Source organism: Marinobacter sp. BSs20148 (assembly GCF_000283275.1).
Taxonomy (GTDB): Bacteria; Pseudomonadota; Gammaproteobacteria; order Pseudomonadales; family Oleiphilaceae; genus Marinobacter; species Marinobacter psychrophilus.
This window is the reverse complement of record NC_018268.1, coordinates 1534181-1561062: the sequence shown is the minus strand read 5'-3', so window position 1 is coordinate 1561062 and position 26882 is coordinate 1534181. Positions and strand designations below refer to the sequence as shown.

At 55.7% G+C, this 26882-nt stretch carries 26 protein-coding genes and 1 pseudogene; 12 read left to right on the top strand and 15 right to left on the bottom strand.

Annotated elements, in window-relative coordinates:
* Positions 1–10: 10 nt before the first annotated feature.
* The gene (locus tag MRBBS_RS07025; RefSeq protein ID WP_014870759.1) at positions 11–2332 is read right to left on the bottom strand and encodes a DUF1631 domain-containing protein; all 2322 of its coding nucleotides are present in this window, start codon (positions 2330–2332) and stop codon (positions 11–13) included.
* Between the two features lie 257 nt (positions 2333–2589).
* Here MRBBS_RS07025 and nadC point away from each other — a divergent pair, with 257 nt between their 5' ends.
* Positions 2590–3432 carry a carboxylating nicotinate-nucleotide diphosphorylase gene (nadC, locus tag MRBBS_RS07020; RefSeq protein ID WP_014870758.1) on the top strand — a complete coding sequence of 281 codons (843 nt, stop codon included), beginning with the start codon at positions 2590–2592 and terminating at the stop codon, positions 3430–3432.
* 34 nt (positions 3433–3466) lie between these two features.
* Here the strand turns inward: nadC and MRBBS_RS07015 are convergent, their stop codons facing one another.
* The 5 genes from MRBBS_RS07015 to MRBBS_RS06995 are packed head-to-tail and all read right to left on the bottom strand — an operon-like array spanning position 3467 to position 7043.
* A complete protein-coding gene (locus tag MRBBS_RS07015) occupies positions 3467–3817 on the bottom strand; it encodes a YqcC family protein (protein WP_014870757.1) in 351 nt (116 codons plus the stop codon).
* Positions 3814–4623: a ParA family protein gene (locus tag MRBBS_RS07010; RefSeq protein WP_014870756.1), complete on the bottom strand. Its 810-nt coding sequence runs from the start codon at positions 4621–4623 to the stop codon at positions 3814–3816. The genes MRBBS_RS07015 and MRBBS_RS07010 overlap by 4 nt, the downstream gene beginning before the upstream one ends.
* Positions 4624–4671: 48 nt before the next feature.
* Entirely contained in the window at positions 4672–5388 is a 717-nt protein-coding gene (hda, locus tag MRBBS_RS07005) for a DnaA regulatory inactivator Hda (protein ID WP_014870755.1), read from the bottom strand.
* A complete protein-coding gene (locus MRBBS_RS07000) occupies positions 5367–5927 on the bottom strand; it encodes a CDP-alcohol phosphatidyltransferase family protein (protein ID WP_014870754.1) in 561 nt (186 codons plus the stop codon). Before MRBBS_RS07000 ends, hda begins: the two co-directional genes overlap by 22 nt.
* 21 nt (positions 5928–5948) lie before the next feature.
* Entirely contained in the window at positions 5949–7043 is a 1095-nt protein-coding gene (locus tag MRBBS_RS06995) for a DUF2066 domain-containing protein (RefSeq protein WP_014870753.1), read from the bottom strand.
* A gap of 292 nt (positions 7044–7335) precedes the next feature.
* Between MRBBS_RS06995 and purM the strand changes: the two genes are divergently transcribed.
* Genes purM through MRBBS_RS06980 form a run of 3 tightly spaced genes read left to right on the top strand, consistent with a single transcriptional unit; the run spans position 7336 to position 9861 of the window.
* The gene (gene purM, locus MRBBS_RS06990; protein ID WP_014870752.1) at positions 7336–8400 is read left to right on the top strand and encodes a phosphoribosylformylglycinamidine cyclo-ligase; all 1065 of its coding nucleotides are present in this window, start codon (positions 7336–7338) and stop codon (positions 8398–8400) included.
* A complete protein-coding gene (purN, locus tag MRBBS_RS06985) occupies positions 8397–9059 on the top strand; it encodes a phosphoribosylglycinamide formyltransferase (protein WP_014870751.1) in 663 nt (220 codons plus the stop codon). The genes purM and purN overlap by 4 nt, the downstream gene beginning before the upstream one ends.
* A gap of 31 nt (positions 9060–9090) precedes the next feature.
* Positions 9091–9861, top strand: coding sequence for a DUF3108 domain-containing protein (locus MRBBS_RS06980; protein WP_014870750.1), 771 nt, complete (start codon positions 9091–9093; stop codon positions 9859–9861).
* Positions 9862–9882: 21 nt separating this feature from the next.
* Here MRBBS_RS06980 and MRBBS_RS06975 read toward each other — a convergent pair whose 3' ends face one another.
* From MRBBS_RS06975 to apbC, 4 genes are read right to left on the bottom strand one after another with little or no spacing between them, the layout of a single operon-like run.
* Positions 9883–11160: a valine--pyruvate transaminase gene (locus tag MRBBS_RS06975; RefSeq protein WP_014870749.1), complete on the bottom strand. Its 1278-nt coding sequence runs from the start codon at positions 11158–11160 to the stop codon at positions 9883–9885.
* A 55-nt stretch (positions 11161–11215) separates the two neighbouring features.
* Positions 11216–11815, bottom strand: a complete 600-nt coding sequence (locus MRBBS_RS06970; RefSeq protein WP_014870748.1) for a YjaG family protein — start codon at positions 11813–11815, stop codon at positions 11216–11218.
* Positions 11812–12378: a dCTP deaminase gene (dcd, locus tag MRBBS_RS06965; protein ID WP_014870747.1), complete on the bottom strand. Its 567-nt coding sequence runs from the start codon at positions 12376–12378 to the stop codon at positions 11812–11814. Before dcd ends, MRBBS_RS06970 begins: the two co-directional genes overlap by 4 nt.
* 56 nt (positions 12379–12434) lie before the next feature.
* The gene (gene apbC / locus MRBBS_RS06960; RefSeq protein ID WP_014870746.1) at positions 12435–13547 is read right to left on the bottom strand and encodes an iron-sulfur cluster carrier protein ApbC; all 1113 of its coding nucleotides are present in this window, start codon (positions 13545–13547) and stop codon (positions 12435–12437) included.
* A gap of 230 nt (positions 13548–13777) precedes the next feature.
* Here apbC and metG point away from each other — a divergent pair, with 230 nt between their 5' ends.
* From metG to nth, 8 genes and pseudogenes are all read left to right on the top strand, one after another.
* A complete protein-coding gene (metG, locus tag MRBBS_RS06950) occupies positions 13778–15817 on the top strand; it encodes a methionine--tRNA ligase (protein ID WP_014870744.1) in 2040 nt (679 codons plus the stop codon).
* A gap of 39 nt (positions 15818–15856) precedes the next feature.
* Positions 15857–16438, top strand: coding sequence for an electron transport complex subunit RsxA (gene rsxA, locus MRBBS_RS06945; protein ID WP_014870743.1), 582 nt, complete (start codon positions 15857–15859; stop codon positions 16436–16438).
* Positions 16439–16453: 15 nt separating this feature from the next.
* Entirely contained in the window at positions 16454–17089 is a 636-nt protein-coding gene (rsxB, locus tag MRBBS_RS06940; RefSeq protein WP_014870742.1) for an electron transport complex subunit RsxB, read from the top strand.
* Positions 17086–18997: pseudogene (gene rsxC, locus MRBBS_RS06935) on the top strand (electron transport complex subunit RsxC). The gene rsxB and the pseudogene rsxC overlap by 4 nt, the downstream one beginning before the upstream one ends.
* A gap of 26 nt (positions 18998–19023) precedes the next feature.
* Entirely contained in the window at positions 19024–20076 is a 1053-nt protein-coding gene (gene rsxD, locus MRBBS_RS06930; protein WP_041635143.1) for an electron transport complex subunit RsxD, read from the top strand.
* A 4-nt stretch (positions 20077–20080) separates the two neighbouring features.
* Entirely contained in the window at positions 20081–20776 is a 696-nt protein-coding gene (gene rsxG / locus MRBBS_RS06925; RefSeq protein WP_014870739.1) for an electron transport complex subunit RsxG, read from the top strand.
* Positions 20777–20781: 5 nt separating this feature from the next.
* Positions 20782–21498, top strand: coding sequence for an electron transport complex subunit E (locus MRBBS_RS06920; protein ID WP_014870738.1), 717 nt, complete (start codon positions 20782–20784; stop codon positions 21496–21498).
* A gap of 81 nt (positions 21499–21579) precedes the next feature.
* The gene (nth, locus tag MRBBS_RS06915) at positions 21580–22218 is read left to right on the top strand and encodes an endonuclease III (RefSeq protein WP_014870737.1); all 639 of its coding nucleotides are present in this window, start codon (positions 21580–21582) and stop codon (positions 22216–22218) included.
* Between the two features lie 60 nt (positions 22219–22278).
* On the opposite strand, the gene rpoS is transcribed toward nth, so the two are convergent.
* The 5 genes from rpoS to surE all read right to left on the bottom strand — a co-directional run bounded on the left by rpoS (position 22279) and on the right by surE (position 26863).
* Entirely contained in the window at positions 22279–23280 is a 1002-nt protein-coding gene (gene rpoS, locus MRBBS_RS06910; RefSeq protein ID WP_014870736.1) for an RNA polymerase sigma factor RpoS, read from the bottom strand.
* Positions 23281–23455: 175 nt separating this feature from the next.
* The gene (locus MRBBS_RS06905; protein ID WP_014870734.1) at positions 23456–24262 is read right to left on the bottom strand and encodes a peptidoglycan DD-metalloendopeptidase family protein; all 807 of its coding nucleotides are present in this window, start codon (positions 24260–24262) and stop codon (positions 23456–23458) included.
* A 188-nt stretch (positions 24263–24450) separates the two neighbouring features.
* Entirely contained in the window at positions 24451–25440 is a 990-nt protein-coding gene (locus MRBBS_RS06900; protein ID WP_014870733.1) for a DUF368 domain-containing protein, read from the bottom strand.
* Positions 25440–26096, bottom strand: coding sequence for a protein-L-isoaspartate(D-aspartate) O-methyltransferase (locus MRBBS_RS06895; RefSeq protein ID WP_014870732.1), 657 nt, complete (start codon positions 26094–26096; stop codon positions 25440–25442). The genes MRBBS_RS06900 and MRBBS_RS06895 overlap by 1 nt, the downstream gene beginning before the upstream one ends.
* A complete protein-coding gene (gene surE / locus MRBBS_RS06890; protein ID WP_041635517.1) occupies positions 26093–26863 on the bottom strand; it encodes a 5'/3'-nucleotidase SurE in 771 nt (256 codons plus the stop codon). Before surE ends, MRBBS_RS06895 begins: the two co-directional genes overlap by 4 nt.
* Between the last annotated feature and the right edge of the window lie 19 nt (positions 26864–26882).

The window sequence follows — 26882 nt, the reverse complement described above, 5'->3', positions numbered from 1 at the left end:
GATGCAACCTTCAAAAGCGGCGACTGGTGCGCAGGCTGTCAATAATCGACTCCAGAGCCCGGTCAAAAATCAAACCATCATCCAGAATTTGAATATGGCCTTGGGCCATCATTCCCGCCAGCTCGTTGCGACGGTATTCGGCGACCTTGGCACCACTGCGATTTACAAATATGTACTTATCGACCGCCCGAATAAACGCCGCAAGCTTACAACGAATCTGACTGCCATCGCGATGCAGCTCGAGCCAGCAACCAACTCGCAAACCATCGGCTTTGGCCAGCCATTCCTCGGCAACGACCGGTTGAGCTCTTGTGGGCTCCGAAACCTCCGGCTCTGGCACCCGGACAACCACCGCTTCTTTGGGGTCATCTGCGGCAACTGGCAAGGCAGGCGCCAGGTGACTGGCGCCTGCTAAAGTGTCTGTCGTGTCTGTCGTGACTGAAGGCACAGCATCCACTCTGACAGCCGGCGATTCCTGGCTGTCATCAATCTGAGCATGATCATTGTCGGCGGCTTCACTGGGCGTAATCACCAGGCGCTGAAACACGTCCAGATGCACCAGTTCCAGATCACGAATCACCATTTCTACCGACAAACCATCCCAGGCCACACCTTCCAGAGCCCCACGCAACTGCTCAATCACTTGCGGTATGGCTTGCTGCAACAACTCATGGGTCGTTGCCGTCAGGGGTACCGGGTCAATAGTCCAGATCAACTGCTCGGTTAGCGTCTTAGCTCGTTGCCAGGCTTTGCTGTCGGTGCTTTCATGGAGCGCCAGCCAATGCAGGTAGTGGCTCCAGGGACCATTCAGCATGTCTTGCACCGGCTCGGGTAACAACCGGCCATCCATTGCTTTGTGCAGCAGCTCTTTGGCGTCTGCGGTTGCCTGCTCATGGCGTGCTCGGCCTTCTTCTGCATCACGCAGGCGTTGCTCTACCAAGTCACTACGGCGTTGGTCCAGATCAGAGAACTGGTTGAAATCGTCCAACAACTCGTTGAACAGCGAGACGTCTGTGGAAAACTCCGCCAGTATTCGGTTGACCACCGCGCTGATTTTATCCAGTAAGGGGTCGCGCTGGCCGGGGCGTTTTTCCGTCCAACCAGTGGCGGCCAGTGCCATTTCGTTAAGCAACTTGCGTGCAGGGTGGCCACCGCGGTTGAAGAAATTCTTATCTGTTAGCGCCACTTTCAGTATCGGTATCTGCAGCCGCCCCAACAGGCTTTTCATCACAGAATGCAAATGGCGGTCGTCCAGAATAAACTCGAACAACATAGCCACCAGATTAATGACGTCGTTGTCCACCTGGCCGGGCCGCAGTGACTGGCCAGACGAATTCTGTAACACCGTTTGCAGCTGCTGGTTCAGGGGCACCAGCGGCGCACCGGGATCGTTACCAAATGCTGTCTGAACCTGGCTCAGCCGCGCCAGCAGCGCATCGGTTTGCAGCCACTGGCCACCACTGGCAGGAGCCTGACCGTCACCATAAGCAGGCTGAGCCTGCCGCAGAAGCGCGCTCAATTGCGAAAAAGTAGCGGCAGAGACCTCTGCCTGAGGCTGCCCCACACCGTATCCATCTGCCTCTCGATACACGGCTGATGGCGACGGCACAGGAACGCCCTGGCGGCTGCGAGCTGTTTGCACCGGCCTGACAGCTTTGCTGTCAGGCAGAACACCTTCTTTGATCAGGGTCACATTAGCGCCGTGATACACCTCGCCGAGGCTAGTCACCAGCAGTTGGTCAAACAATTTCAGCACTATCAGCCGTGCTTTTATGTCAACGTCAAGATTTTTGCTGGCCGCGGCCAGTCCACCGCACAGAACTTCCGGGCACAATGGCATCTGGTCGTCTTCCAGAGTCACACCGGGTAATAAATGGCGCACGCGCAAGCTCAGGTGACGCAACGCTTCGCTGTATTGGTAACGCAGTTTTGTGACCATATTATCGATGGCCACCTGCTGTTCAAGTTCGGCGTGATCCAGCAGGCTAAGGGAACCTTCGTCGACACTGTCGAAGCTCGGAACGGTGCTCTGCGGGCGGAACTTACCAATATCGTTGAAGGCCTGACCGACGTGATGTAACACCGCGACTGTCATCGACTTACGACGCAGACGAAGCTCACGCATGGCGTCAAAATAGCGGGTTTGTTCCTGGTCAGTGCCGGCGCGATCGGCGAGTTCGAACAGGGCATCATCAGCGCGATCAAAAAATTGATTCAGCACAATACGGATACTCTGGGCAGACGCATCCCGAAGCCGAATTAACGCAGTCGGCAAAAAAAAGCGGGACGTCGAACCCTGTCCAGTGATGTTGACAACTTTTTTGTCCCGCACTATGTCTACCTCCTGCTTATGCCGAACTGCTTTTCCTTTGCCTGTCGAAATATACTTGCATTAGTATCATAAAGCATTGATGCGTCAGCATGTGTCAGGATTTGTCAGGATTTGTCAGGATTTGTAGAGTCTTGAGCTGGATAACACTCGGCGACGTGTGCGCGACGGTTGGCGAATGCCGGCGGGCGCGATAAACTCCGTTTCTGCCTATTTGTGCCACGTGCACCTAACTTCTCTGCCGTTACGGACACCACACCATGATCAGTGTCGAACTTCTGCGCCAGTCCAGAATTGAAACGGTCGCCCACAGTCTGCGCGAAGACATTGGCGACGGTGACATTACTGCACAACTCATCGCCGCCGACACCCGCGCTAGCGGCCGCGTGATTACCCGCGAACACGCCGTTATTGCCGGCCGCGAATGGGTAGATGAAGTATTTCGCCAAGTTGATTGCGACATTGTTCTGGACTGGCAGGTGGCAGACGGCCAACGCGTCGAACCCGGTCAGCTACTGTTCCGCATGAATGGCCTGGCCCGCAGCCTGCTGACCGCCGAGCGTGCAGCCTTAAACTGGCTTCAAACCCTTTCTGCGGTAGCTACCAACGCCGCCCATTACGCGGCGCTGATCAGCCACACTCGTACACAGCTGCTGGATACCCGCAAAACCCTGCCTGGCTTACGCCTGGCGCAAAAATACGCGATCACCTGTGGCGGCTGCAGTAATCATCGTTTGGGGTTGTGGGACGCTTTTCTGATCAAAGAAAACCACATTGCGGCCTGCGGTTCTATTGCGGCCGCTGTGCGTGCAGCTCGGGAACTGGCGCCGGGCAAACCGGTAGAAGTGGAAACCGAGAATCTGAACGAACTGCAGCAGGCGCTGGATGCTGGCGCCGACATCATCATGCTTGACGAGTTTTCCTTGGCGGATATGCGCGCAGCAGTGGCACAAGCTGCAGGCAAAGCGCGCCTTGAAGCCTCTGGCGGCATTGACGACAGCACCTTGGTGGCCATCGCCGAAACCGGTGTAGACTTTGTCTCTTTAGGTACGCTGACAAAAAACCTGCGGGCCGTAGACCTGTCCATGCGCCTGGACGCCTGAGCGGCCATCACATTTCGTGACCTGGCGATAGCGCTCAGCCGGGCTTTGCACCCAGCAGTTCGTCCAAGGCTGCCAATTCGCGAATCAACGCCTGCCCGGGGCCGGAACCGCTGCGATAGTGCTCTTCAGCCATAGGCGCCACGCCGCTGACCATGGGTAACGGCTGATCATCTTCAACCAGCTGTTTCAATCGCGCTAAAAGCACAAACTGCAACCACTGCTCAAAGCTCATGGTATCCAGGCAAAACGGCTCGCGGCTGAGGTACTTTTCAGCGGCCAAAGGCTCGCTTTGCCAACAATTCATCTGACGCAGCTGAATTTCAATAGCCAGCAGACGGTCGGCAACTTGGTAAGTATGGCCAAGGGTATCGTGTCCGTCTCTCATTCTTGCGCCGTTGGCGCCGCTTCGGCAGCCAGTGGTTCGCCGTGAAGAAGTCGGTAAAGGTCTTCAAACTGCTGGGTTAGCGGGTGTCGCGGTGCCATATGAATCAGTGGTTGGTGACACTGGTGAGACTCTTTCATTTTCACCGAACTAGACAAGCGCACCGACAGTACCGGCAAACCTTCCTGCTCCAGTTCAGCCAACAGTTTGGCCGGCAGACTGGCGCGGGCCTGGAACTGATTGGCAACAATACCTTCAATACTCAGCTCTGGGTTGTGGTCCTCCTGCAGCTCTTTAATTTCGTGAATGATGCTGTAAAGCGCTTGGCGCGCGAAGTCATCGCAATCAAAAGGGATCAGGCAGCGCTGGGCTCCAATCAACGCCGAGCGGGTGTAAAAATTCAGCGCCGGCGCAGTATCGATGTAAATGTCGTCGAAATGTTGATCCAGCTTTTTCAGGGCTTCGCGCAGTTTGTAGATTTTGTGCTTGGCTTCAAGCTTGCGTTCCAAAAACTCCAACTCCGGGCTGGAAGGCAGCACCCAAAGGTTTTTAAAAGGCGTTGCGTGCACAAACGATTCTTCCGGGCGCCGGTTGAACACCGTGAACGACAAGGTCTGCTCCAGCAAATCGGCCGCGTTATTATCGAGCTCGGCGGCAGGCCGACCCATCAGGTAATGGGTTGAATTGCCCTGCGGGTCAAGATCAACCACTAAAGTGCGCTTGCCGCGAGCCGCACTGATCGCGGCCAGATTGCAGGTAATACTGGACTTGCCGACACCGCCTTTCTGATTGAATACCACCCGTCTCATCGCTCGTCTCCTTACTTGTGTATTAGCGTTCGCTCATAGCGACCGCAGTTACCAGTTCATTACGGTTTTCACAAACGGAATGGTCAGCCGGCGCTGGGCTTGCAGTGAATTTTCGTCGAGCGAGTCCAGAATGGCCAGCAGCTCCCCTAGGCCTCGCGGTGCCCGGCGCAGAATAAATCCGGCAACGTCGACAGCCATCACCAGGCCTCGCTGCTCTACGCGGGCCATCAGAATACGTTTGCGATCTGAATCGCGGTAAATACCCAGCTGCAGAGTCAAACCGTGACTAAGACGGGAAGACAAATCGGGCAGAATGAACGGTAAAGACGCGGGCACGTCCGACAAACTCACAACGAGCTGATGGCCGGCATCCAGCATGCGGTTGTAAAGATGAAAAACGGCTTCTTCCCAGCCAGTCTGACCAAAGACGCTGTCCAGATCGTCCAGGCACACCAGGTTAAATTGCTCGAGCCCGGTCAGCGCATCTGGCCCAAACGGCCCCAGCTCGGTAATGCTGATGCAAACCGCTGATAACGACTGGCTTTCAGCGTAGTGGCACAGGGCCTGTAGCAGGTGGCTTTTGCCGGTATCAGAATCGCCACACAACACCACCACTGGCACCGTTACCGGAGGCTGACAAGCCTGTTTCAAACGCTCAGCCACGGCCGCATTGCGCTCGCCGTGGAAGTTGTCGAAGCGGGCATCGTCACGCAATTTAACACCCAGAATGAGCTGTGAACTTGTCACGACAACCTGGCCCTCCATGCCCGTAAGCTCCAAGCGAGCAAATAGTGCGCGCCGCTAAGCACTGTCAGTACAGCAACCACCCAGACGAGCGCCGAATTTATCCATGGCGGCACCATGGTGATGACCTGCAATAGCATGGCCACCAGTACTGCAAAAATCTGAATCGAAGTGTTGAGTTTGCCCAGTAGGCTCGGAGCCATTTCGAATCTGCCGATTCCATAATGAAATATCAGTGCGCCACAAACAATTAACAGATCGCGCCCCAGCACCAGCAAAAACAGCCACAAAGGAAAGACCCCGCCCAGCGCCAACATCAGATAGGCGGTAATAAGCAAAGCTTTGTCCGCTAGCGGATCGACGATGGCGCCAAAGCGGGAGCGCCAGTCAAAGCGGCGGGCCAGATACCCATCCACGCCATCAGTTACCGCTGCCAACGTAAAAATTATCAATGCCATGGGATAACTGTCTGCGTGCAACTCCATAGCAAACGGAACAATCAACGCAATACGCAGAAAGGTCAGGGCATTCGGAATCCAGCGCCAATGATGCAAGCTCAAAGCGCCCTCCTCACATCGACCTTAACGCACCACCGCCGGGACCGGTGAAGGCTGCCAACGGTAAATCAGAACCGGATACAGCGCCTGCAAAGCCTGTTCCTCTGACGGTCCGGCCGCTGCTGGCTGAGACACCAAGCGGGAATCCAGCGTGATATGGTCACGCAGTTGATCCAACTCACCAGAAAATGTCAGGCGCATGGTCAGCTCACTGCCCTTCACTTCAACGGGTACCACATTTTCAACAGCATTGATCAGCGCCAACGCATGGGTTATTTTGGCGTAGTCAGCCAATTTAGTCACGCCCTGCAGTACTAAATCCACCGTAGGTTGTTTACCCGCCTCGCCTCCGCTTGCCCCGTAACGGCTAACATAAAGTTCAGTCCAGCGATCGATGAGGGCCTGCGCGAGAGCCGCCGGCGACTCTGCGTTCACCGCCTGCTCGCCAGGGCTATCAGAACTGAAGCCGTCCATCACCCAACCCGCGCGCCACTGATCACCGCTGCGACTAACCCGCACCAGCGCCATGACATCACGACCAACATCATTGGAAGCGCTGCGTACCCGGCTAACAAACTGGCCCCAGATATCCGACAGCAACTCGCGATTACCTGTCGCCCCCGCAACTGGTAACACTAGCGGCAAGCCGCGAGCCCGCGATGCGTTTTCAAGACCGGAGCGGAAATCGGCGCTGGCACCGTCAAGAGGGCCGATATCGGTAATCAATGCTCTCCGACCATTTTCTTCAAGCGCAACCCAGGCCAATGTCAGTGGCCGGTTGGCACCCCACACCGGCGCCTGAATTGAGGCCAGCGCCTGGGTGACTGCTACCGCGCCAAAGCTCATCTCTACCCGGCTTTCAGCACCTGCATTTAAAATCTGGTAAGACGTCAGCATAGACTCGGCCGTGCCAAGCACACCATCGACACCTTCGCGCTCTAATACTCCACGGCTGCCGGCAACACGCACCAGCACCTCACGCAACCCTGCGCCATAAGACGCCGATAACGCCTCTGGCCCGGAGCCTTGCAGAGCCACGTTGGCAGAATACAGATTGTTGACCGTTACTGCCTGAGCCTGAGCCGCCAACAGCAACATCGCCGCCAATGTCCAGCGCACAGCAGACTGCCTGACACGGGCCAGGGTGCTGACTACGAGACTGCAGCAAGACTCGGACAATGACTTGAATTCGATTGATCTTTGAAATTCAGGCCTGTCTCTCTTTTGAAATGCACGCATGTAAAAACCCGGCAATTGCATGGATAACGGACAGGATACACCAAGCCCCCCGGCCTGAGTAGCGCTGCGCCCCAGCAGCCTTGAGGCGGAATCGTGGCAATTACGGTTGGTACCCTTCACTGCACCTGCTAAAATCCGCCCCTTGACCCACTGGCCAACGGTTTACACCTCCATGAGCGAACATAAGCCCTCTTTGACTTACCGCGACGCAGGCGTTGATATTGACGCCGGCAATGAACTCGTCAACCGCATTAAAGCGACAGCAGCACGCACCCGTCGCCCGGAAGTGCTGGGCGGCCTGGGTGGGTTTGGTGCCATGGTTGCCATTCCTGCTGGCTATAAAGAGCCGGTTCTGGTGTCCGGCACCGACGGCGTAGGCACCAAATTGCGCCTGGCCATGCAGTTACAAAAACACGACACCATCGGCATCGACCTGGTCGCCATGTGCGTGAACGACCTGATTGTGGGTGGCGCCGAGCCCCTGTTCTTTTTGGACTACTACGCCACCGGCAAACTGAATGTAGACGTTGCTGCCAGCGTGGTTGATGGCATAGGCGAAGGCTGTGAGCTGGCTGGATGCGCGCTGGTGGGTGGTGAAACTGCCGAGATGCCGGGCATGTACGAAGGTGACGACTACGATCTTGCCGGATTCTGCGTTGGCATAGCCGAGCGCGCTGATATTATTGACGGCAGCCGCGTGCGCCCGGGTGATGCCCTGCTGGCCATGGGCTCTTCCGGCCCCCACTCCAACGGTTATTCGCTGATCCGCAAAATTTTGGAAGTCAGCAACGCCGATCTGAATCAGCCGATAGGCGATACCACCTTGGCCGACGCCCTGATGGCCCCGACACGCATCTATGTTAAAAACCTGCTAAAGCTGATTCGCGACATAGACGTACGTGCTCTGTCACACATTACCGGTGGCGGCCTGCCCGAGAACATACCCCGCGTATTGCCCAAGGGCACCGTGGCCGCAATTGATACCGCCAGTTGGCAGCTACCGCCTGTATTTCAGTGGCTAAAAGACACCGGCGGCGTGGCCACTGAAGAAATGTACCGTACGTTTAACTGCGGCATTGGCATGGTGCTATGCGTCCCACAGGACCAACTGTCGCTGACGCTGGACACACTCAATGCCATGGGCGAAACAGCCTGGCATCTTGGTACTATTGAAGCCGGCGCGGATCGCCAGGCCGACAGCGTTGTACGCTACCAGCCGGGACTGCTGGCCATATGAAAGCGGATCCGTCACCGCGCCCCAAGATTCTGATTCTAGTGTCAGGCGAGGGCAGCAACCTGCAGGCGCTGATTGAAGCCAGCCGTGAGCGCGACTACCCCGCCGACATCGTGGCGGTTGGCAGTAATCAGGCCAAGGCCCCAGCACTGGCGAAGGCTGCCCATGCAAACATTCCGACCTTTGTGATTGAACACGGTCGCTATGGCAGTCGCGATGAATTCGACGGCGCTCTGATGCAGGAAATCCGCCGCCATAACCCAGACTTGATTGTGCTAGCCGGTTTCATGCGCATCCTGACCGAGGGTTTTGTCCGCGCGCTCCGCGGCCAACTACTGAACATTCACCCCTCGCTGCTGCCAAAATACACTGGCCTGAACACCCACCAGCGCGCATTGAACGCCGGTGATAAGACGCACGGAGTATCTGTGCACTTTGTCACCGAGGAACTGGATGGCGGGCCGATTATTGCCCAGGCCCAGATTGCAGTGGGCCCGGACGATAGCGCCGAAACCCTGGCGCAGAAGGTGCAGGCCCAAGAGCATGTACTTTATCCGATTGTGGTGCGTTGGTGCTGTGAAGGCCGCGTGCAACTGGGGGCTGAACAGGTTTTGTTTGATGGCCAAGCGCTTCACCAACCATTGGTGTTGCCGGCAAACTAATCGCCCGAACGCTGTGCTTGAGGAGGCTGTCTTGCAGAAAAAAGCCCTGGTTAGATCCGTTTTCCCGGGCTTACCCCTGCTGGTCAGCGTGGCCTTACGGTTGTGCCTGATTGTCTTTATGACACCTGTGCTGGCTGAAGTGGGTGGCGAGCCTTCGGACACGCCCAGATTAGCGCCTTTCGAAGCCTCTTTTTCTGCCTCTATCGAGCAGGGCATTACCTTGAGCGGTAGCGCCAGACGCATTCTTCGTGACCAGAATAACGGCGTTTGGCTTTATCGCACCTCGGTAAAATCGTTTATAGCCGATATTGAAGAATCGGTGGTTCTGAAGTGGCAGGACGGCCAAGTCATTCCTTTGCGCTATCGCTATAAGCTTTCAGGTTTGCTGATTCGAGACCGCGAAGAAACCATCGATTTTGACTGGAAGCAAAATCTTGCGACCGGCCGCTATAAAGATAAAGCATTCGAAGTCGCCCTCAGCCCCGGCCTGCTGGACCCACTGGGCTACCAACTGCAGTTGCACCAAGACATTAAGGCCGGTAAACGGGAAATGGAGTACCTTTATGTGCGCCACGGCCGGGTGGCCAAGGAACAATTTGCAGTCATTAACGAGGGGGTGATTGAAACACTCCAAGGCGAGATGAACGCTCTAACAGTGGAAAAACTGCGTGGCGAAGGCGCCAAACGGGAGACACTGATGTGGTTCGCCCCGAAATTCGACCACATGCTGGTGCAATTGCTACAAACCGAGCCTGATGGCAGCCGCTACGAGCTCCTCCTGAAAAGCATAAAAAAGCTCTAATCTGCGCCTGGACTGCGGGCATCAGTCCGCCGTTTCAGCCTCAATCCAAACGGCTTTAACTTCTTCAGCAATAATCCTCAGCCCTTCGGCAACCTGCTCGTCGTCCTGCGAATAGGTCACCCGCAGGCACTCGTCACGGTGATTCCAGCCATCCTCGGGCAGCCCCGGGAAAAAGTAATGGCCAGACACCACCAGTACACCGCGAAGCTTCAAGCGCTGATAAAGTTCCAGGCTGGTAATCGGTAAATCCGGAAACCACAGCCACAGGAACATCGCGCCCTCGGGTTTGTGGATATACCAGTGGCAAGGCGCGTCTGCCATGGCGCGAGTGAACGCTGCCACGGCGCGCTGCATTTTGGCCTTGTAGAACGGGCATACCAGGTCACGGCTTAGGGTCAAGATTTCCCCCGAGCGCACCAGCGGCTCCGCCAGCATGGCACCAAAGCTTCCGGTGGCCAGATTCATAATCGCATTAATGCTCGCCAGCGCCTTGATGGTCGGCGCAGCAGCAATCACGATACCGGTGCGGGCCGCAGGCAACCCTAGCTTGGACAGGCTCAAGCACAGAATGATCTGCTCGTTCCAGGTCGGTTTGGCGTCGGTAAACAACAGGCTGGGAAACGGTGTGCCGTAGGCGCCATCCACAATCAACGGGATATTTTGGCGCCGCGCCAAGGTTTCCAATTGCGCCAGCTCATCGTCGGTGATCACGTTGCCGGTGGGATTGGTTGGTCTGGACACACAAATCGCGCCGGTTTCGCCGGTCACCTCTACCGCGTCAAAGTCGATTCGGTATTTGAACTCGTGGGCACCAGTGAAGGAAATATCAGGCTGCACCGCATGAAACAGATCCGCGTCTATGCCTGCGTCGGCATAACCGATGTACTCTGGTGCCAGCGGCAACAGAATGTGTTTGTGCACGCCATTGCCGTAGTCACCACCGAACATGTTGAACAGCATAAAAAATGCTGCCTGACTGCCGTTGGTGAGCGCAATGTTCTCGCTCGTCAGGTCCCAGCCGTACTCACGTCGCAACAATTCCGCCAGCGCGGCAATAAACTGCTTTTCGCCCTGAGGGGGATCGTAAGCGCCCACCAGGCGACGCATATCGGCGTCACTCTGGCTGAGCTGAACAAGAATCTCCCGAACCCGCTGCTGTATTTCAGGAATATGGCCGGGGTTGCCGCCGCCCATCATGATCAGGTCATCGCCCGAGGCCATGGCATTACCCAAATCGTCCATCAACGAGGTAATACCGGCATCCGCCGTAAATTTCTGGCCGAAGGCAGAGAGTTTCATCAAATCCAGTCCGTTAATTGAACAGCGTTGGTCGAGCCGTGTTATTCAGTCAGTGTCAATCGGACAGCGAAATGCCCAGATTACTAACACCATCGTTTTCAGCCTGCTGACGCAGGGAATCGATAAATTCTTGTCGCGGAACGCGCTGGCGCTTTAATTCCAGCACCAGGTCGCGCTGAAACAACTTGTCCTCTTTCATCAAGGGATGCTGGTCCAGCAGGCGCACCAGTTCGTCTTCGCTTAGTTCTTCGGCCTCCGAAACCTCAACAAAACTCATCACTGTTGCCGTGGCAAGCTGTGAAGCTTCTGTCGCCCTATGCTTGCCAGGGTTCAACCTGTTCAACAGCGCCTGCTCCAGCAACTGGCAGAAGTCATATGCAGGGTACACGCCGTAGGCGTCGTATTCCTCAACGTCCGGCGACAGCGCTTCTAGCTTGCGCAGCCACTGGGGAATGGCAGCCTCGATGGCGTCTGGCTTTAACAGATTCCAACCCGCATCCAGAATCTGGCGCATTTTAGCGCCGGTTTTCAGTTCCATGGCATCTGCAAACAGGGCGTAATTGGGAAACGCCCGCTCGGCCAGCGATAGCACAAACGCGCATTCACGCCAGCCCTGTAGCTGCTGTACTGCTTTCAAAAACTGATTGGCGTTCATGTGCGCGGCAGCGTTACGCCAGTTTGGCCCAAGTACTTGCCGCCCCGGTCTTTATAGCTGGTCTCACAGACTTCGTCAGCCTCGAAAAACAGCATCTGCGCCACGCCTTCGTTGGCGTAAATTTTTGCCGGCAAGTTGGTGGTGTTGGAAAACTCCAAGGTCACCTGGCCTTCCCACTCTGGCTCAAGCGGAGTGACGTTGACAATAATGCCGCAACGGGCATAGGTGGACTTGCCCAGGCAGATGGTCAGCACATTGCGGGGAATGCGAAAATATTCCACAGTACGCGCCAGCGCAAACGAGTTGGGCGGGATAATACAAACGTCGCTGGTGATGTTAACAAAGCTGTTTTCGTCAAAATTCTTCGGGTCTACCGTGGCGGAATGCACATTGGTGAAGATTTTGAACTCGGTGCTGCACCGCACGTCGTAGCCATAACTGGAGGTACCGTAGGAAATTACCCGGCCCTTTTCCGATTCACGCACCTGGCCGGGCTCGAAGGGCTCGATCATCTTGTGTTGCTGCGCCATGCGGCGAATCCACTTGTCGGGTTTAATGCTCATGCTGGTTTCTCATATCCCGGAGTTATAAAGGGCGACAGTTTAACTGTTGGCCGGTTTTAGTGCGAATTCCAATGGTCAGTGACCGACACGCTGGAAATAGCGCCGCTTAAGTGGCGTTCACGCTTTGACAACTCCGCCCCCACTCGGCGGGCAATGTCCAGATAGCGCCGCGCCACTTCCGAATCCGGCTCTGCGGCCACCGTGGGCTTGCCACCATCGGTTTGCTCGCGCACGGTTTTGTGCAGTGGCAACTGGCCCAACAGTACGGTGTCGTAGTCATCGGCAATACGCGCTCCGCCATCGGCGCCAAACAACGCTTCTTGGTGGCCGCAGTTACTGCAGATGTGCACGCTCATATTTTCCACCACACCCAACACCGGTATTTCCATTTTACGGAACATTTCAATACCGCGCTGGGCGTCCATCACAGCAATATTCTGCGGCGTAGTAACAATCACCGCGCCGGTTACCGGCACTTTTTGCGCCAGCGTCAGCTGGATATCACCGGTGCCCGGCGGCATATCCACGATTAGATAGTCCAACTCGCCCCAAAGAGTATGCTGCAGCAGCTGCATAAGAACACCTGTGACCACTGGGCCACGCCAGATCATCGGGGTTTTGTCGTTAGCCAGATACGCCATAGAATTCGTTTTCAAACCGTGGGCTTCAATTGGAATAAAGTACTTTTGCTCCTGCACTCTTGGCTTTTGGCCATCCGGCACGCCTAGCATCATACCTACGCTGGGGCCGTAAATATCGGCATCCAGTACGCCCACCCGGGCGCCTTCGTGCTGCAGCGCCAGAGCCAGATTCACCGCAGTGGTGGACTTGCCCACGCCGCCTTTACCAGAAGCCACAGCAATAATGTTTTTAACCCCGGGAATTGATGGTAGTTCTTTCTGAGCTCTGTAAGCGTGAATTTTTTGGGCCACGTAAATGTCCGAGCTTTCCACACCTTCAACCGATTCCAAGGCATTCCCCACCAGCTGCTTCAAAGCCCCGGCAATGCCTTTGGACGGATAGGGCAACTCCACCATCAAGGTCACTTTGCCGCGCTTGTCCACGTCCAGCTTTTTTATCGCATCCAGCTCGTACAGGTCTTTTTCAAGGTACGGATCGCGGTATTCGCGAATGGCTGCTTCCAGAGCCTGGTGGGGAATCGTGGTCATAACATCACTCCGGGAGAGTTTAGGGACAGCACAGAAAGAGTTCAGAAAGATTTCAGGCCGGTAATGCGGCACTTAAACGGGGTTTCGGATGAAAAAATTCTGCGTGGAAGGTATCATTTGTGCCCAATTCTGGCCATACAGGATACCCGCGTTCCGTGCGCAAATCCGCGCGGGGGTGTTTTGTCGATTCGTGGCCCACATTCAATTCCAGCAAAGGTTCAAGCTCAACCATGACGCAAGCGAGTGCGAAGCAAAAACGGGACATTCTGGTCACCAGCGCCCTGCCCTATGCCAACGGCCCCATCCACCTGGGCCATTTGCTGGAATACATCCAGACCGATATATGGACGCGTTACCAGAAACTGCGCGGCCATACTTGTTATTACGTTTGCGCCGACGATGCTCACGGCACCGCCATTATGCTCCGCGCCGAGCGGGAAGGTATTACCCCCGAGCAGTTGATTGACCGCATTCGCCAGGAACATCAGCAAGACTTTGGCGACTTCCTGATCCGCTTTGACAATTACTACACCACCCATTCTGAAGAGAACCGTCAGTTTTCAGAGTTTATCTACCGTCAACTGCAGCAGAACGAGCACATTGCGACTCGCACGATTACCCAATCGTTCGACCCTGAAAAAAACATGTTTCTGGCCGATCGGTTTATCAAGGGCACTTGCCCCAAGTGTAAAACCGACGATCAATACGGCGATAACTGCGAAGTCTGTGGTGCCACCTACTCACCCACCGAGCTGATCAATCCTCGTTCGGCGGTGTCCGGAGCCACGCCCATCGAAAAAGAATCCGAGCACTTTTTCTTCAAACTGCCGGATTTTGCCGACTTCCTGGCCAAATGGACTCGCAGCGGCACCCTGCAGCCGCAGGTAGCCAACAAGCTGGCTGAATGGCTGGACGCTGGCCTGCACGACTGGGACATCAGCCGTGACGCGCCCTACTTCGGCTTTGAAGTGCCCGACGCGCCGGGCAAATATTTTTATGTATGGCTGGACGCACCCATCGGCTATCTAGCCAGCTTCAAAAACCTGTGTGTCCGCGAAGGCATCGATTTCGAACACTTCTGGAAAGCCGACTCCAGCGCCGAGGTTTACCACTTCATCGGCAAGGACATCATCAATTTTCACGCCCTGTTCTGGCCGGCTATTCTGCACGACACCGGTTTCCGCACGCCCACCGCGGTTTGGGCGCACGGCTTTGTGACCGTTAATGGCAAAAAAATGTCCAAATCCCGCGGCACCTTTATCATGGCCCGCACCTATCTGGACTTCCTGAATCCGGAATACTTGCGTTATTACTTTGCGGCCAAACTCACCGGCGGCGTTGATGACATGGATTTGAACCTGGACGATTTTGCCGCCCGGGTAAACTCGGATCTGGTGGGCAAGGTGGTTAACATAGCCAGTCGCAGCGCCGGCTTTATCAGCAAGCGCTTTGACGGCAAGCTGGGTGAAGTCACCGAGATCGACAAGCTCAACGAATTCATCAACGCCGGCGAAGAACTGGCCGGCTACTACGAAAACCGCGAGTTTGGCCGCGCCATGCGACGAATCATGGAGTTGGCGGATATCGCCAATCAGTACGTCAACGACGAACAACCCTGGGTAGTGGCCAAGCAGGATGGTGAAGACGAAAAACTTCAGGCCATCTGCACCAACGCGCTGAACATGTTTCGCCTGTTGATGACTTACCTTGCGCCGGTACTGCCAAAAACCGCCGACGCCTCGGAATCTTTCCTGAACGCCAAGCTGGACTGGAACAACCGCGCCGAGCTGTTGCAAGATCACGGCATTAACAAGTTTCAACCGCTGATGAGCCGGGTGGACATGGCGCAGATCGAAAAAATGCTCGATGCCTCAAAGGAACAGCTGCCGGCGACTGAAACGCCAGCAGAAGCCGCGCCGAAAACACCACTGGAGCCCATCAGCCCGGAAATCGAGTTTGACGACTTCGCCAAGGTGGACCTGCGGGTGGTCAAAATCATCAAAGCAGAGCATGTAAAGGGCGCCGACAAGCTGTTACGCCTGACACTTGACGTGGGGCATGGCGAACGCAACGTGTTTGCTGGTATTAAGTCAGCCTACGCGCCCGAAGAGCTGGAAGGCCGTTTAACCGTAATGGTTGCCAACCTGAAAGCCCGCAAAATGAAATTTGGCCTGTCCGAAGGTATGGTGCTGGCAGCCGGCCCCGGCGGCAAAGACATCTTTATTCTGTCGCCAGACTCCGGCGCTACGCCCGGCATGCGGATAATGTAAGTCGTCAATAGAAAGTAGCCAGCGAGGCCCGAAACAACCATGACCGAGTACCTGCTCATACTGGTCAGTACCATACTGGTCAACAATTTCGTGCTGGTTCAATTTTTGGGCCTGTGCCCGTTTATGGGGGTGTCCAGCAAACTGGAAACCGCCATGGGCATGTCTCTGGCGACCACCTTTGTGCTGACATTGTCGTCGGTGTGCAGCTATCTGGCGTACACCTATTTATTAGAGCCTTTGAATCTGGTGTTTTTGAAAACCATCACCTTCATTTTGGTGATAGCGGTGGTGGTGCAGTTCACCGAAATGGTGGTACGCAAAACCAGCCCTCTGCTGTACCGGGTGCTGGGCATTTTTCTGCCACTGATTACCACTAACTGTGCGGTATTGGGTGTGGCCCTGCTGAACCTGAACCGCAACAACAATTTTGTCGAATCGGTGCTTTATGGGTTTGGTGCCGCACTTGGGTTTTCCCTGGTACTGATTTTTTTTGCCGCCATGCGCGAGCGCATCGCGGTATCCGATGTGCCTGTTGCCTTTCGCGGCGCAGCCATCGGTATGGTGACCGCAGGGCTCATGGCTCTGGCGTTTTTAGGTTTTACCGGCCTGGTCAGCGTGTAACGGAGTCCTTGGTTTATGTGGACAAATATCATCATCGCAGTTGCCGTTTTATTAGGCCTGGCCGCCGTGTTTGGAGCCCTGCTGGGCTTTGCCGCCGAGCGTTTCAAGATAGAAGGCAACCCGCTGGTCGATCAGATAGACGCACTTTTGCCGCAAACCCAGTGCGGCCAGTGTGGCTTCCCCGGCTGCCGACCTTATGCTGAAGCCATCAATAACGGCGAAGCCATCAACAAGTGCCCGCCGGGCGGCGAAGCCACCATCAACGCCCTGGCCGACCTGCTGGACGTAGAGCCCCAACCTCTGGACGCCGAACACGGCGCTGCCCAAGCCAAGCGGGTAGCCGTGATTCGCGAAGACGAATGCATTGGCTGCACCAAGTGCATCCAGGCCTGCCCCGTAGACGCCATTCTAGGCGCTGCCAAACACATGCACACGGTGATAGAAAGCGAATGTACCGGCTGTGATTTGTGCGTGGAGCCCTGCCCGGTTGACTGTATCGACATGATCGTTATTGAACCGGATATTCACAGCTGGACCTGGGCGCCGCCTGTCGCACTGGACAAGGCACCCAATGAAGTGCCCAGCGCTACCGATGCCCGCGTAATTGCCACCGACAGCCAGGCCGAAACCCACGAAGCGAGCCTGTCATGACCCAGCTGTGGAACTTTGGCGGCGGCATACACCCTCCAGAAAACAAAAGCCAATCCAGCAGTCGGCCAATCCGTCCCGCTGGCTTGCCCGCGAGATTGATACTGCCGTTGCAACAGCACATTGGCGAGCCTGCACGCTGTATTGTCGAGCCTGGACAAAAGGTGTTGAAAGGCGAAGTCATCGCTCAGGTAGGCAACGGCATGGGTGTGCCGGTACACGCACCCACGTCAGGCATCGTTCAGCGTATTTCCCTCGAACCTGTGCCGCACCCGTCGGGTATGAGCGACACCTGCGTGGTGCTGATTCCGGACGGCGAGGAGCGCTGGTGCGAGTTGGTACCCCAGCCGGAATATCGCAAGCTGGAGCGCGACAAAGTACTGGCGCTGATTCGTCAGGCCGGCATTGTGGGCCTGGGCGGCGCCGGTTTTCCAACCAACATCAAACTACGACCGTCTGTAGACCGCAAAGTCGACACCTTGATTCTCAACGGCGCCGAGTGCGAGCCCTACATTACCGCCGACGACATGACCATGCGCGAGAAGGCAGACCAGGTGATGGCCGGTCTGCGCATAATGGCCTGGCTCCTGCGCCCCTCGCGGGTGGTGATTGGCATCGAAGAAAACAAACCCGAAGCCATTGCCGCTTTGCGGCAGGCTGCAGAGGGCAGCAAAACCGAAATTGCAGTCATTCCCACCATCTATCCGTCCGGTGGTGAAAAACAGCTGATCCAGATTCTGACCGGCCAAGAGGTGCCCAGCGGCGGCATACCGGCGGATATTGGCGTGATGTGCCAGAACATTGGTACCGCGGTAGCGGTCGCCGATGCTATCTTGCAAGGCAAACCACTGATTTCTCGCGTGATGACGGCCACCGGTGAAGCCTTGGCCGAACCCGGCAACTTTGAAGTCTTGGTTGGTACCCCCGCCAGCCATTTACTGACCTGCGCCGGTGTTAGTAAACAGCACATGTCGCGCCTGGTGCTCGGCGGCCCGATGATGGGCTATACGCTGCAGAACACGGATACCCCGCTGATAAAAACCAGCAACTGCGTGATTGCCGCCAGCGCCAGTGAACTGCCCGCGCCGGCGCCAGAACAACCGTGCATTCGCTGCGGCCTGTGCGCCGAAGCCTGCCCGATGGAGCTTTTACCCCAACAGTTGTTCTGGCACGCCAAAGCCACAGAGTTTGAAAAAGCCGAACATCTGAATCTGTTTGACTGCATCGAATGCGGCGCCTGCTCGTATGTGTGTCCGAGTTCCATTCCTCTGGTGCAGTATTACCGCTTTGCCAAAGGCGAAATTCGCCTGCAACGCGCCGAACAGCAAAAGTCTGACCGTGCCCGCGTTCGCTTTGAAGCCCGCCAGCAGCGCCTTGACCGTGAACAGCAGGAAAAAGATCAGCGCCGCAAAGACCGCGCGTTGGCCGCCGTCAAAGCTCAGGAACAAAAAACCGCCGACGCCCAAGCGACGGTTCAAGACGGCGCGGTAACCAACGAGCGTTCAGGCAAATCTGCCCTGGTAGAGCAAGCTCTGGCCCGTAAAAAAGCCAAAGCCGCGGCGGCTAGCGCTGAGCGCACCGAGCCTGCAACACAACTGTCTAAAAAAGCAGCACCGTCTGAAACATTCACACCCGAACATGCAGAAAAAATTGCCGTGGCCGAGACGGCTCCAAGCATGGAAGAACTGGAACAGCAGCTGACCCAGGTCCAAATCAAACTGGAAAAAAATGCAGAGCATGCTAGAAGACGCTCGCAGCGGCCAAGCGCCCAACGTCGACAAGCTCGAACGCGCCGTTGATAAGAATATCGAGCGGGTCAGGCGCGCACAGCGGGCGATTGATGATGCCCAACAGCAGGCCGTGCCCGCCAACGGCAACGCCGAACCGGCGCTAAGCCGGTCAAACGATTAAACTATTAAAAAACAGGCTGTAACATCATGGCGCTTGTGCAACAGTCTTCCCCACACGCCCACCGGGCTCGCCCTACGTCGCGGATAATGTTGTGGGTAATGATCGCCGCGGTGCCGGGGTTGCTGGCGCAAACGGTATTTTTTGGCTGGGGCAATCTGATTAACGTGGTCTGGTGCATTGCGCTGGCACTGGCTACTGAGGCCGCCATTCTAAAATGGCGGAGCAAGCCCGTCGGGTTTTTCCTGAAAGACAACACGGCGGCTGTAACCGGCCTGTTGCTGGGCCTATCGCTGCCGCAATTTGCGCCCTGGTGGGTGTCTGCGGTGGCGGTTTTCAGCGCCATTGTGGTGGCCAAACAGCTTTACGGCGGCCTGGGTTCCAATCCGTTCAATCCGGCTATGGTGGGTTACGCTCTGGTGCTGATTTCATTTCCGCTGGCGATGACCACCAATTGGGCCGCACCGGTCGGCCTAGGACAGGACGCACCCGGGTTTGGCGAAACCCTCAGCGCCATTGCTTCTGGCCAGCAAACCGCCGTTGACGGCTGGACAATGGCCACCCCGCTGGACGAATACAAACACAAGGTAGGCAGCCACACCGCCGCGGAAATTACGGTTCACCCCACCTTTGGCAACTTTGTCGCTCGCGGCTGGGAGTGGGTGAACGCAGCTTTCCTGGCAGGCGGCCTGGTGTTGTTGGCGCTGCGTATTATCAGCTGGCACATACCCGTCGGTTTTTTGGGTGGGCTGGTAGCCATGAGCCTGCTGTTTGGCACCAACGCCGACCAGTATGCACCGCTTTCGCTGCATCTGCTGGCCGGTGGCACCATGCTGGGGGCATTCTTCATCGCCACCGATCCGGTGTCGGCAGCCACCAGCCGCCAAGGCAAGCTGATTTATGCGGTGGGCATTGGCGCTTTGGTTTACCTGATACGCAGCTGGGGCAACTATCCAGACGCCGTAGCGTTCAGCGTATTGCTAATGAACTTTGCGGTGCCGTTTATTGACTACTACACACCGCCACGCACCTACGGTCATCACAAGGCCCGACGCGGTTTACCCACCCGGAAGCAGGGCTGACTTTATGGCAACCATGGCTCAATCCATAAGCCGCAGCGCCATCGGCCTTGGCCTTTTCGCGGTGATAACCGGTGGCACCATAGCCCTGACCCAGGCAGTCACCAAGGAGCGTATTGCCGAGCAGGCAGCACGGGCCGAAGCCGCTGCGCTGTTCGAAATCATTCCCGAAAGTGCCCATAGTAATGACATGCTGAATGACACCATCAGCTTGCCAGACGCTGCTGTTCTTAACAGTGGTGAAACGCCAAGCGCCTGGGTAGCCCGACAGCAGAGCGACTTGGTTGGCTTTATTATTCCGGTCACGGCCACAGACGGCTATTCCGGCGACATCAACCTGTTGGTGGGCATTACTCCGTCTGGCGAGTTATTGGGTGTACGGGTGACCAGCCACCATGAAACACCAGGGCTGGGGGATCGCATAGACACCCGAAAATCGGATTGGGTTTACCAGTTTAACGGCCACTCGCTGGCCAATACGTCGGCCAAGCAGTGGAATGTAAAGAAAAACGGCGGCGAATTTGACCAGTTCACTGGTGCCACCATTACCCCCCGGGCAGTGGTCAAGGCGATTCACAAAACCCTGGTGTATGTGCGCGAACACCAAGCCGAAATTCGCCAAAGCCTGGGCTTGCCCGTCGAGCGTGGCAACCGCAAGCAACGCAATGCCGTTGCCAGTCATTTTCCCGAGCCGGAGCACTGATTGCCATGGCAACAAAAACATCACGCGAGATTATTCGCGACGGCCTTTGGAGCAATAACCCCGCGCTAGTTCAGGTTTTGGGGCTGTGCCCTTTGCTGGCAGTCACCAGCACAGTGGTGAACGCACTGGGGCTGGGGCTGGCCACACTGCTGGTATTGATGGGTTCAAATCTGGCGGTATCGCTGATAAGGAACTTTGTAAACGAATCTGTTCGCCTGCCGGCGTTTGTGATGATCATCGCCTCGTTTGTAACCTGCGCCGAACTGCTAATGCAGGCATACACTTACGAGCTGTATCAGATTCTGGGCATTTTCATCCCATTGATTGTGACTAACTGCGCCATTCTGGGCCGCGCCGACGCCTTTGCATCACGCAACCCTCCGGGGCTCGCGCTGCTCGACGGTGCCATGATGGGGTTGGGCTTCTTGCTGGTGCTGGTAATGCTGGGCGCCATGCGCGAACTGATCGGCCAAGGCACGCTGTTCGCGGACATGCACCTTCTGCTGGGGCCCGTGGCCGCCGAGTGGACACTGCGCCCGTTTGCGAATTACCCCAACATGCTGTTTATGATGCTACCACCCGGAGCGTTTATGGGCCTGGGCCTGCTGATCGCACTGAAAAACGTGATTGACAGCCGAATTGAAGAAAAACGCAAAGCCGCGCAAGTTGAAACGGTTAGCGCTGGCACTAAACGGGTGCGAGTTACCGGCAGCCTTTCGTAATAAAAATAATGACAAAAAACAAACGATAGATTGCAGGTGTAACCTCACCTAGCACAACACCCACTTCATCGAACGACGGTTATGAACAAACAGAAACGCACAGAAATTTTTCGCCGTTTGCGGGAAGAAAATCCCAAGCCGGTCACCGAACTGAGCTACAGCTCCGATTTTGAATTGCTGATTGCGGTCATTCTGTCGGCGCAGGCCACCGATGTGGGCGTGAACAAAGCCACCAACAAACTGTATCCGATTGCGAACACCCCTGAGGCCATTTTTGCCCTGGGCGTGGATGGCCTTAAGAAATACATAAAAACCATTGGTCTATTTAACAGCAAAGCCGAAAACGTGATAAAAACATGTCGCGCGCTGATCGACCGGCACGAAAGCCAAGTACCGCGAACCCGGGAAGAACTGGAAGCATTGCCCGGTGTTGGCCGCAAAACCGCCAATGTGGTGCTGAACACCGCCTTCGGTCAAATCGCCATGGCCGTAGATACTCACATATTCCGAGTATCTAACCGTACGGGTATTGCTCCGGGTAAGAACGTGCTGGACGTGGAAAAGCGTCTGATACGCCTGGTACCGCAGGAGTTTTTGCTGGATGCCCATCACTGGCTTATTCTGCACGGGCGCTACACCTGCATCGCCCGAAAACCTCGGTGCGGTGCTTGTCTCATTGAAGATTTGTGCGAGTTCAAGGACAAACGCGACTATATATGATCCATGATGCTCGATCAGGCCCGGCTACCAACACCTGAGCGGCGCTGGCAACCCTGACGGCTACTGAAATAAAAGATTTCCAGTTAGCCCTTCTTTTTCCAATATCTCGCGCAGCCTACGCAGAGCTTCCACTTGGATCTGGCGCACTCGTTCTCGGGTCAGTCCGATTTCTTGCCCAACTTCTTCGAGCGTACTAATAGGATAGCCACGCAAACCAAAACGGCGCGCCAGCACTTCCTGCTGTTTTTCGCTAAGTTGGTCAATCCACTGTTGCAGGCAAACCGAAATGTTGTTGTCCTGCAGTACATCGGCGGGATCTGCTGCGCCTTCGTCGGCTACCGTATCCAGAAGGGATTTTTCACCACCGGCGCCAATCGGCGTGTCCATGGAAGCAACGCGCTCGTTCAACCCGAGCATACGTTTAACATCTTTGACCGGTTTGTCGACCTTACGAGCAATTTCTTCAGCTGTGGGTTCGTGGTCTAGTTGCTGGGTCAGCTCGCGGGCCGCCCGCAGATAAAGGTTGAGTTCTTTCACCACGTGAATGGGCAAGCGAATAGTGCGGGTCTGGTTCATGATACCGCGTTCGATGGTTTGGCGAATCCACCAGGTGGCATAGGTAGAGAAGCGAAACCCACGCTCTGGATCAAACTTCTCAACCGCGCGAATCAAACCAAGGTTACCTTCTTCAATCAGATCCAACAGAGTCAAACCGCGATTCACATAGCGCCGGGCGATTTTTACAACCAGCCGCAAGTTGCTTTCGATCATGCGTTTACGGCCTGATTCCTCGCCTTTTCGGGCCAGGCGTGCAAAGTATACTTCCTCTTCAGGGGTAAGCAGCGGCGAAAAGCCTATTTCGTTGAGGTAAAGCTGTGTGGCATCCAGCTGCTTGCTGCTGCTGTAATAACGACTGCTCGCCGGACGACCAGCAGGTTTCGCGGTTGTTTTGTTGGTAACCTTGCGCGGTGAGGCTGTATCTCCGGATTTTGGTTTCTTCTTTTCAGCGTCTTCGGACTGCTCGACGCGATCGACAATCAAGTCTTCCTGATATTGTGACATTCTGTTTGCCCCGCCTCTAAATGATCCTGGACAGCGCCCGTGTTTTGTTTATTAGGTCGGGCGTGCCGTTCTATTCGTGGTCGTATTCAGGACATCAATTCATGGCCACCTTGGCCGCTGTTGTTTCATTATTATTTTGTGTGCGTGTACGTTTTTTTACCTATTATTCCCTAGTCTACCGCGCTGGTAAATAATATGCTGGATTAACTGGGTTGCCATTTTTTCGTATTTCAAAATGCAACATTGGCCTCCCTGCGCCACTGCTGCCCAATTCGGCAATTATCTGACCAGCCTGAACGTTCGTCCCTTCTTTAACCAGTATTTTGCGGTTGTGTCCGTAAGCGCTGAGATACTGCTCGCTGTGATTAACGATTACAAGGTTGCCATAACCCAACAAACCACTGCCTGCGTAGACCACACTTCCGCCAGCAGCAGCCCGTACAGAGTCGCCGGATTCTCCGGCAATATCAATCCCTTTGTTGACTTTCCCGGATGCTGAAAAGTTAGCAATTACAGTGCCAGAGTGAGGCCACCGCCATTTTATATCGGCAACGGTCTGGGTCTGCGACGCCAAAGGCGCGCTTGTATCAGGCTTTCGGCTAATCACAGGTTGTCCGGTCGGCTTGGGGTCTCGGGCGCTACTGCTCGTTACTGCCGCTGCGCTGCGCTTGCCCCCAGCTCCTGCAACCGCTGTAGTGGGCGCTCGGCCACGCTTGTCAAGACGCAACATCTGGCCCGGTAGAATAGTCCAAGGTGCTCGCAAACCATTTGCGTTACCCAACTCCCGATAATCGCGACCATAGCGCCAGGCAATGCCGTACAGCGTTTCCCCGGACTTGACCATGTGCTGGCCCCAATACACCGGGGGGTTATAAATGTCGTCCTGATAAAGCGCCGCCGTATTGCAACCGCCCAGCATTAACGTCAGCCACAACAGAGCTGCGACTGGATAGTTGAAAAAAACGCGAAGCTGGGAAATCACGACATAGGTACCGATGCGGTTATGAAATAGTCGGCTTAACAATAATGCAAGCCCGCGCCGGTGTCTAAGTAGTTTCGGGATATTCGCTGTAAGCCACTATTGTTGCGGTGATTTTTCTAACTGGCACAACAGGCTTTACGGGCACTCATGTTACCCAAGGGAACAGTGTCTTTTACATTTCGTAACATTTAGGAGCGTTTACGCCCGGCAAAACGCAGCCCCAACCACTCCACCACCAGCACCAGCAGAATGCCCGCCACGGCCATCAGTAAGGCTTGGAAAACAAGTGGATCCAGACCTTTAAGATCGGCATAAAACGCAGGGCTAATGCTGACTTCGTGCACGGGCACCTGTTCTCCGGCGCTGTTAATCCGCCAGCTCAGAGTTTCTTTCCAGGGCCAGACCTTGTTCAACGCACCCAGCATAAATCCGATCAACAGTGCCAGAACAGCGTCGTGAAAACGGTCAAAGGCCCAGGTAATAACGCGAACAATAGAAAAAAGACCGGTGACACAGCCGCCAACAAACAGCAACAACAACCCAACGTCAAAGCCCTTTATGGCGCTGAGCACTGGCACATACATACCCATAATAACCAGAATAAAACTGCCGGAAATGCCCGGTAGAATCATCGCACAAATGGCGATGGCGCCAGCAAACAGAAACATGGGCGCCGAGGGCTCAGCGGCCATGGCCGGCAAGCTGGTTATCCACCACGCAAAGGCAATACCCGCCAATAATGGCAGCACCAGGCGCCAATGATATTGGCGAACTTCACGCCCGACGTGCCACACGGAGGCCAAAATCAGTCCGAAGAAAAAACTCCACAGCAAGATCGGATAGGTGGTCAGTAGGTAGCTGATCGCTGATGCCAAAGTGGCAATGCTGAACACAATGCCACCGAGCAAGGTCAACAAAAAACTACCATCGCAGACCTGCCAGAAAACGGCGACACGGCCCCGAATCAAGTCAGTCAAAAGTGCTTTAGGCACTGCATTTACCGCTGCCAGCAGGCGAAAATAAATGCCGGTAATAAACGCAATGGTGCCACCAGAAACGCCAGGCACTATGTCGGCCGCGCCCATGGCCAGCCCCCGCAGAAAAACCGACGGCAAACCCTGGGAACGCAACGCTCCGGTCTTCTCATTAGTCCGCAAAGTGGGCGACGTTTGGCTCATCAGCGCACCACTCCGCTCAACAAAGGTACAAACTTGACCGCCTCCAATTCCGTGCGTTCAAAACGATCGCCACGGCGCACAATTTGAACCAGTATCTGTCGTTCAGCCCCCACCGGGGAGATCAGAACACCATTGTCTGCAAGCTGTTGCAGCAGCTCGGTGGGTACCTCGGTGGGTGCGGCGGTTACAATAATGCCGTCGTACGGGCCACGTTCGGGCCAGCCCATACCACCATCAGCGTGGCGCAGCACAGCGTTGCGACACTTTAGATCGCGTAAGCGCTCCCTTGCTCGGTCCTGAAGTGGTTTTATGCGTTCAACGCTGAACACCTCGGCAAACAAATTGCACAGCACCGCAGTCTGATAGCCAGAGCCGGTACCCAATTCCAACACTTTCTTCGGTTGGTGGCCGTATAACAATTCTGTCATACGGGCAACAATATAAGGTTGCGACAAGGTCTGGTTGTGGCCAATCGGCAAAGCGGTATCTTCATAGGCTCTGTGCGCCAAAGCTTCATCGAGAAAAATATGGCGTGGAACCTCGGCTATGGCGTCTAACACCTGTGGTGACGAGATGCCTTTGTCTTTCAGGCGCTGGATCAAGCGCAGGCGGGTGCGCCTGGACGTCATGCCTATTCCTTGCATGTGCGCGCTCATTGTGTCTTTCCTGAGCTGTCTTCCAGCGCTCCAACCCAGTCACGTAGGCTGGACAGCACTTGGTGCCGAGTCATGTCGATATGCACCGGCGTAATAGACACGTAGCCTTGAGAGATGGCGTGAAAATCAGTGCCGGGACCTGCATCACCGCCGTTACCAGCAGCACCTATCCAATAGCGCTTTTTGCCGCGGGGGCAGGTCATGGGTACCGCACCCTCGGCCCGTTCACGGGAGCCCAGACGCGTTACGCGGAATCCGGACAGTTCGCTCCAAGGCAAATCCGGTACGTTTACATTCAGAATGGAACGCGGCCCAAGGTCCATGGGCTTATGGTATTTCAGCAACGTAGCAATCACCCTTGCGGCGGTGTCGTAATGAAACCGACCGTTATTAACGAGCGAAACCGCAATCGCCGGGAGTCCCAAATGACGGCCTTCGGTGGCCGCCGCAACGGTACCAGAATAAATGATGTCATCGCCCAGATTGGCGTGGGTGTTGATGCCCGACACGACCCGGTCAAAGGGTTGGTCGAACAAACCGTTGACCGCAAGATGGACACAGTCCGTTGGCGTGCCATCTACTGAGTAAAAGCCATTTGGATGCTCTTCCACCGTCAACGGGCGCTTCAGGGTCAGCGAATTACTGGCGCCGCTGTGGTCTCGATCAGGAGCCACAACATGCAGCTCACCTAGGCCTTGCAAACCTTCGTAAAGGGCAATTAGCCCCGGCGAGTGTACGCCGTCATCATTGGATAACAGTATTCGCACCTTGTGCTCCATAGATTTG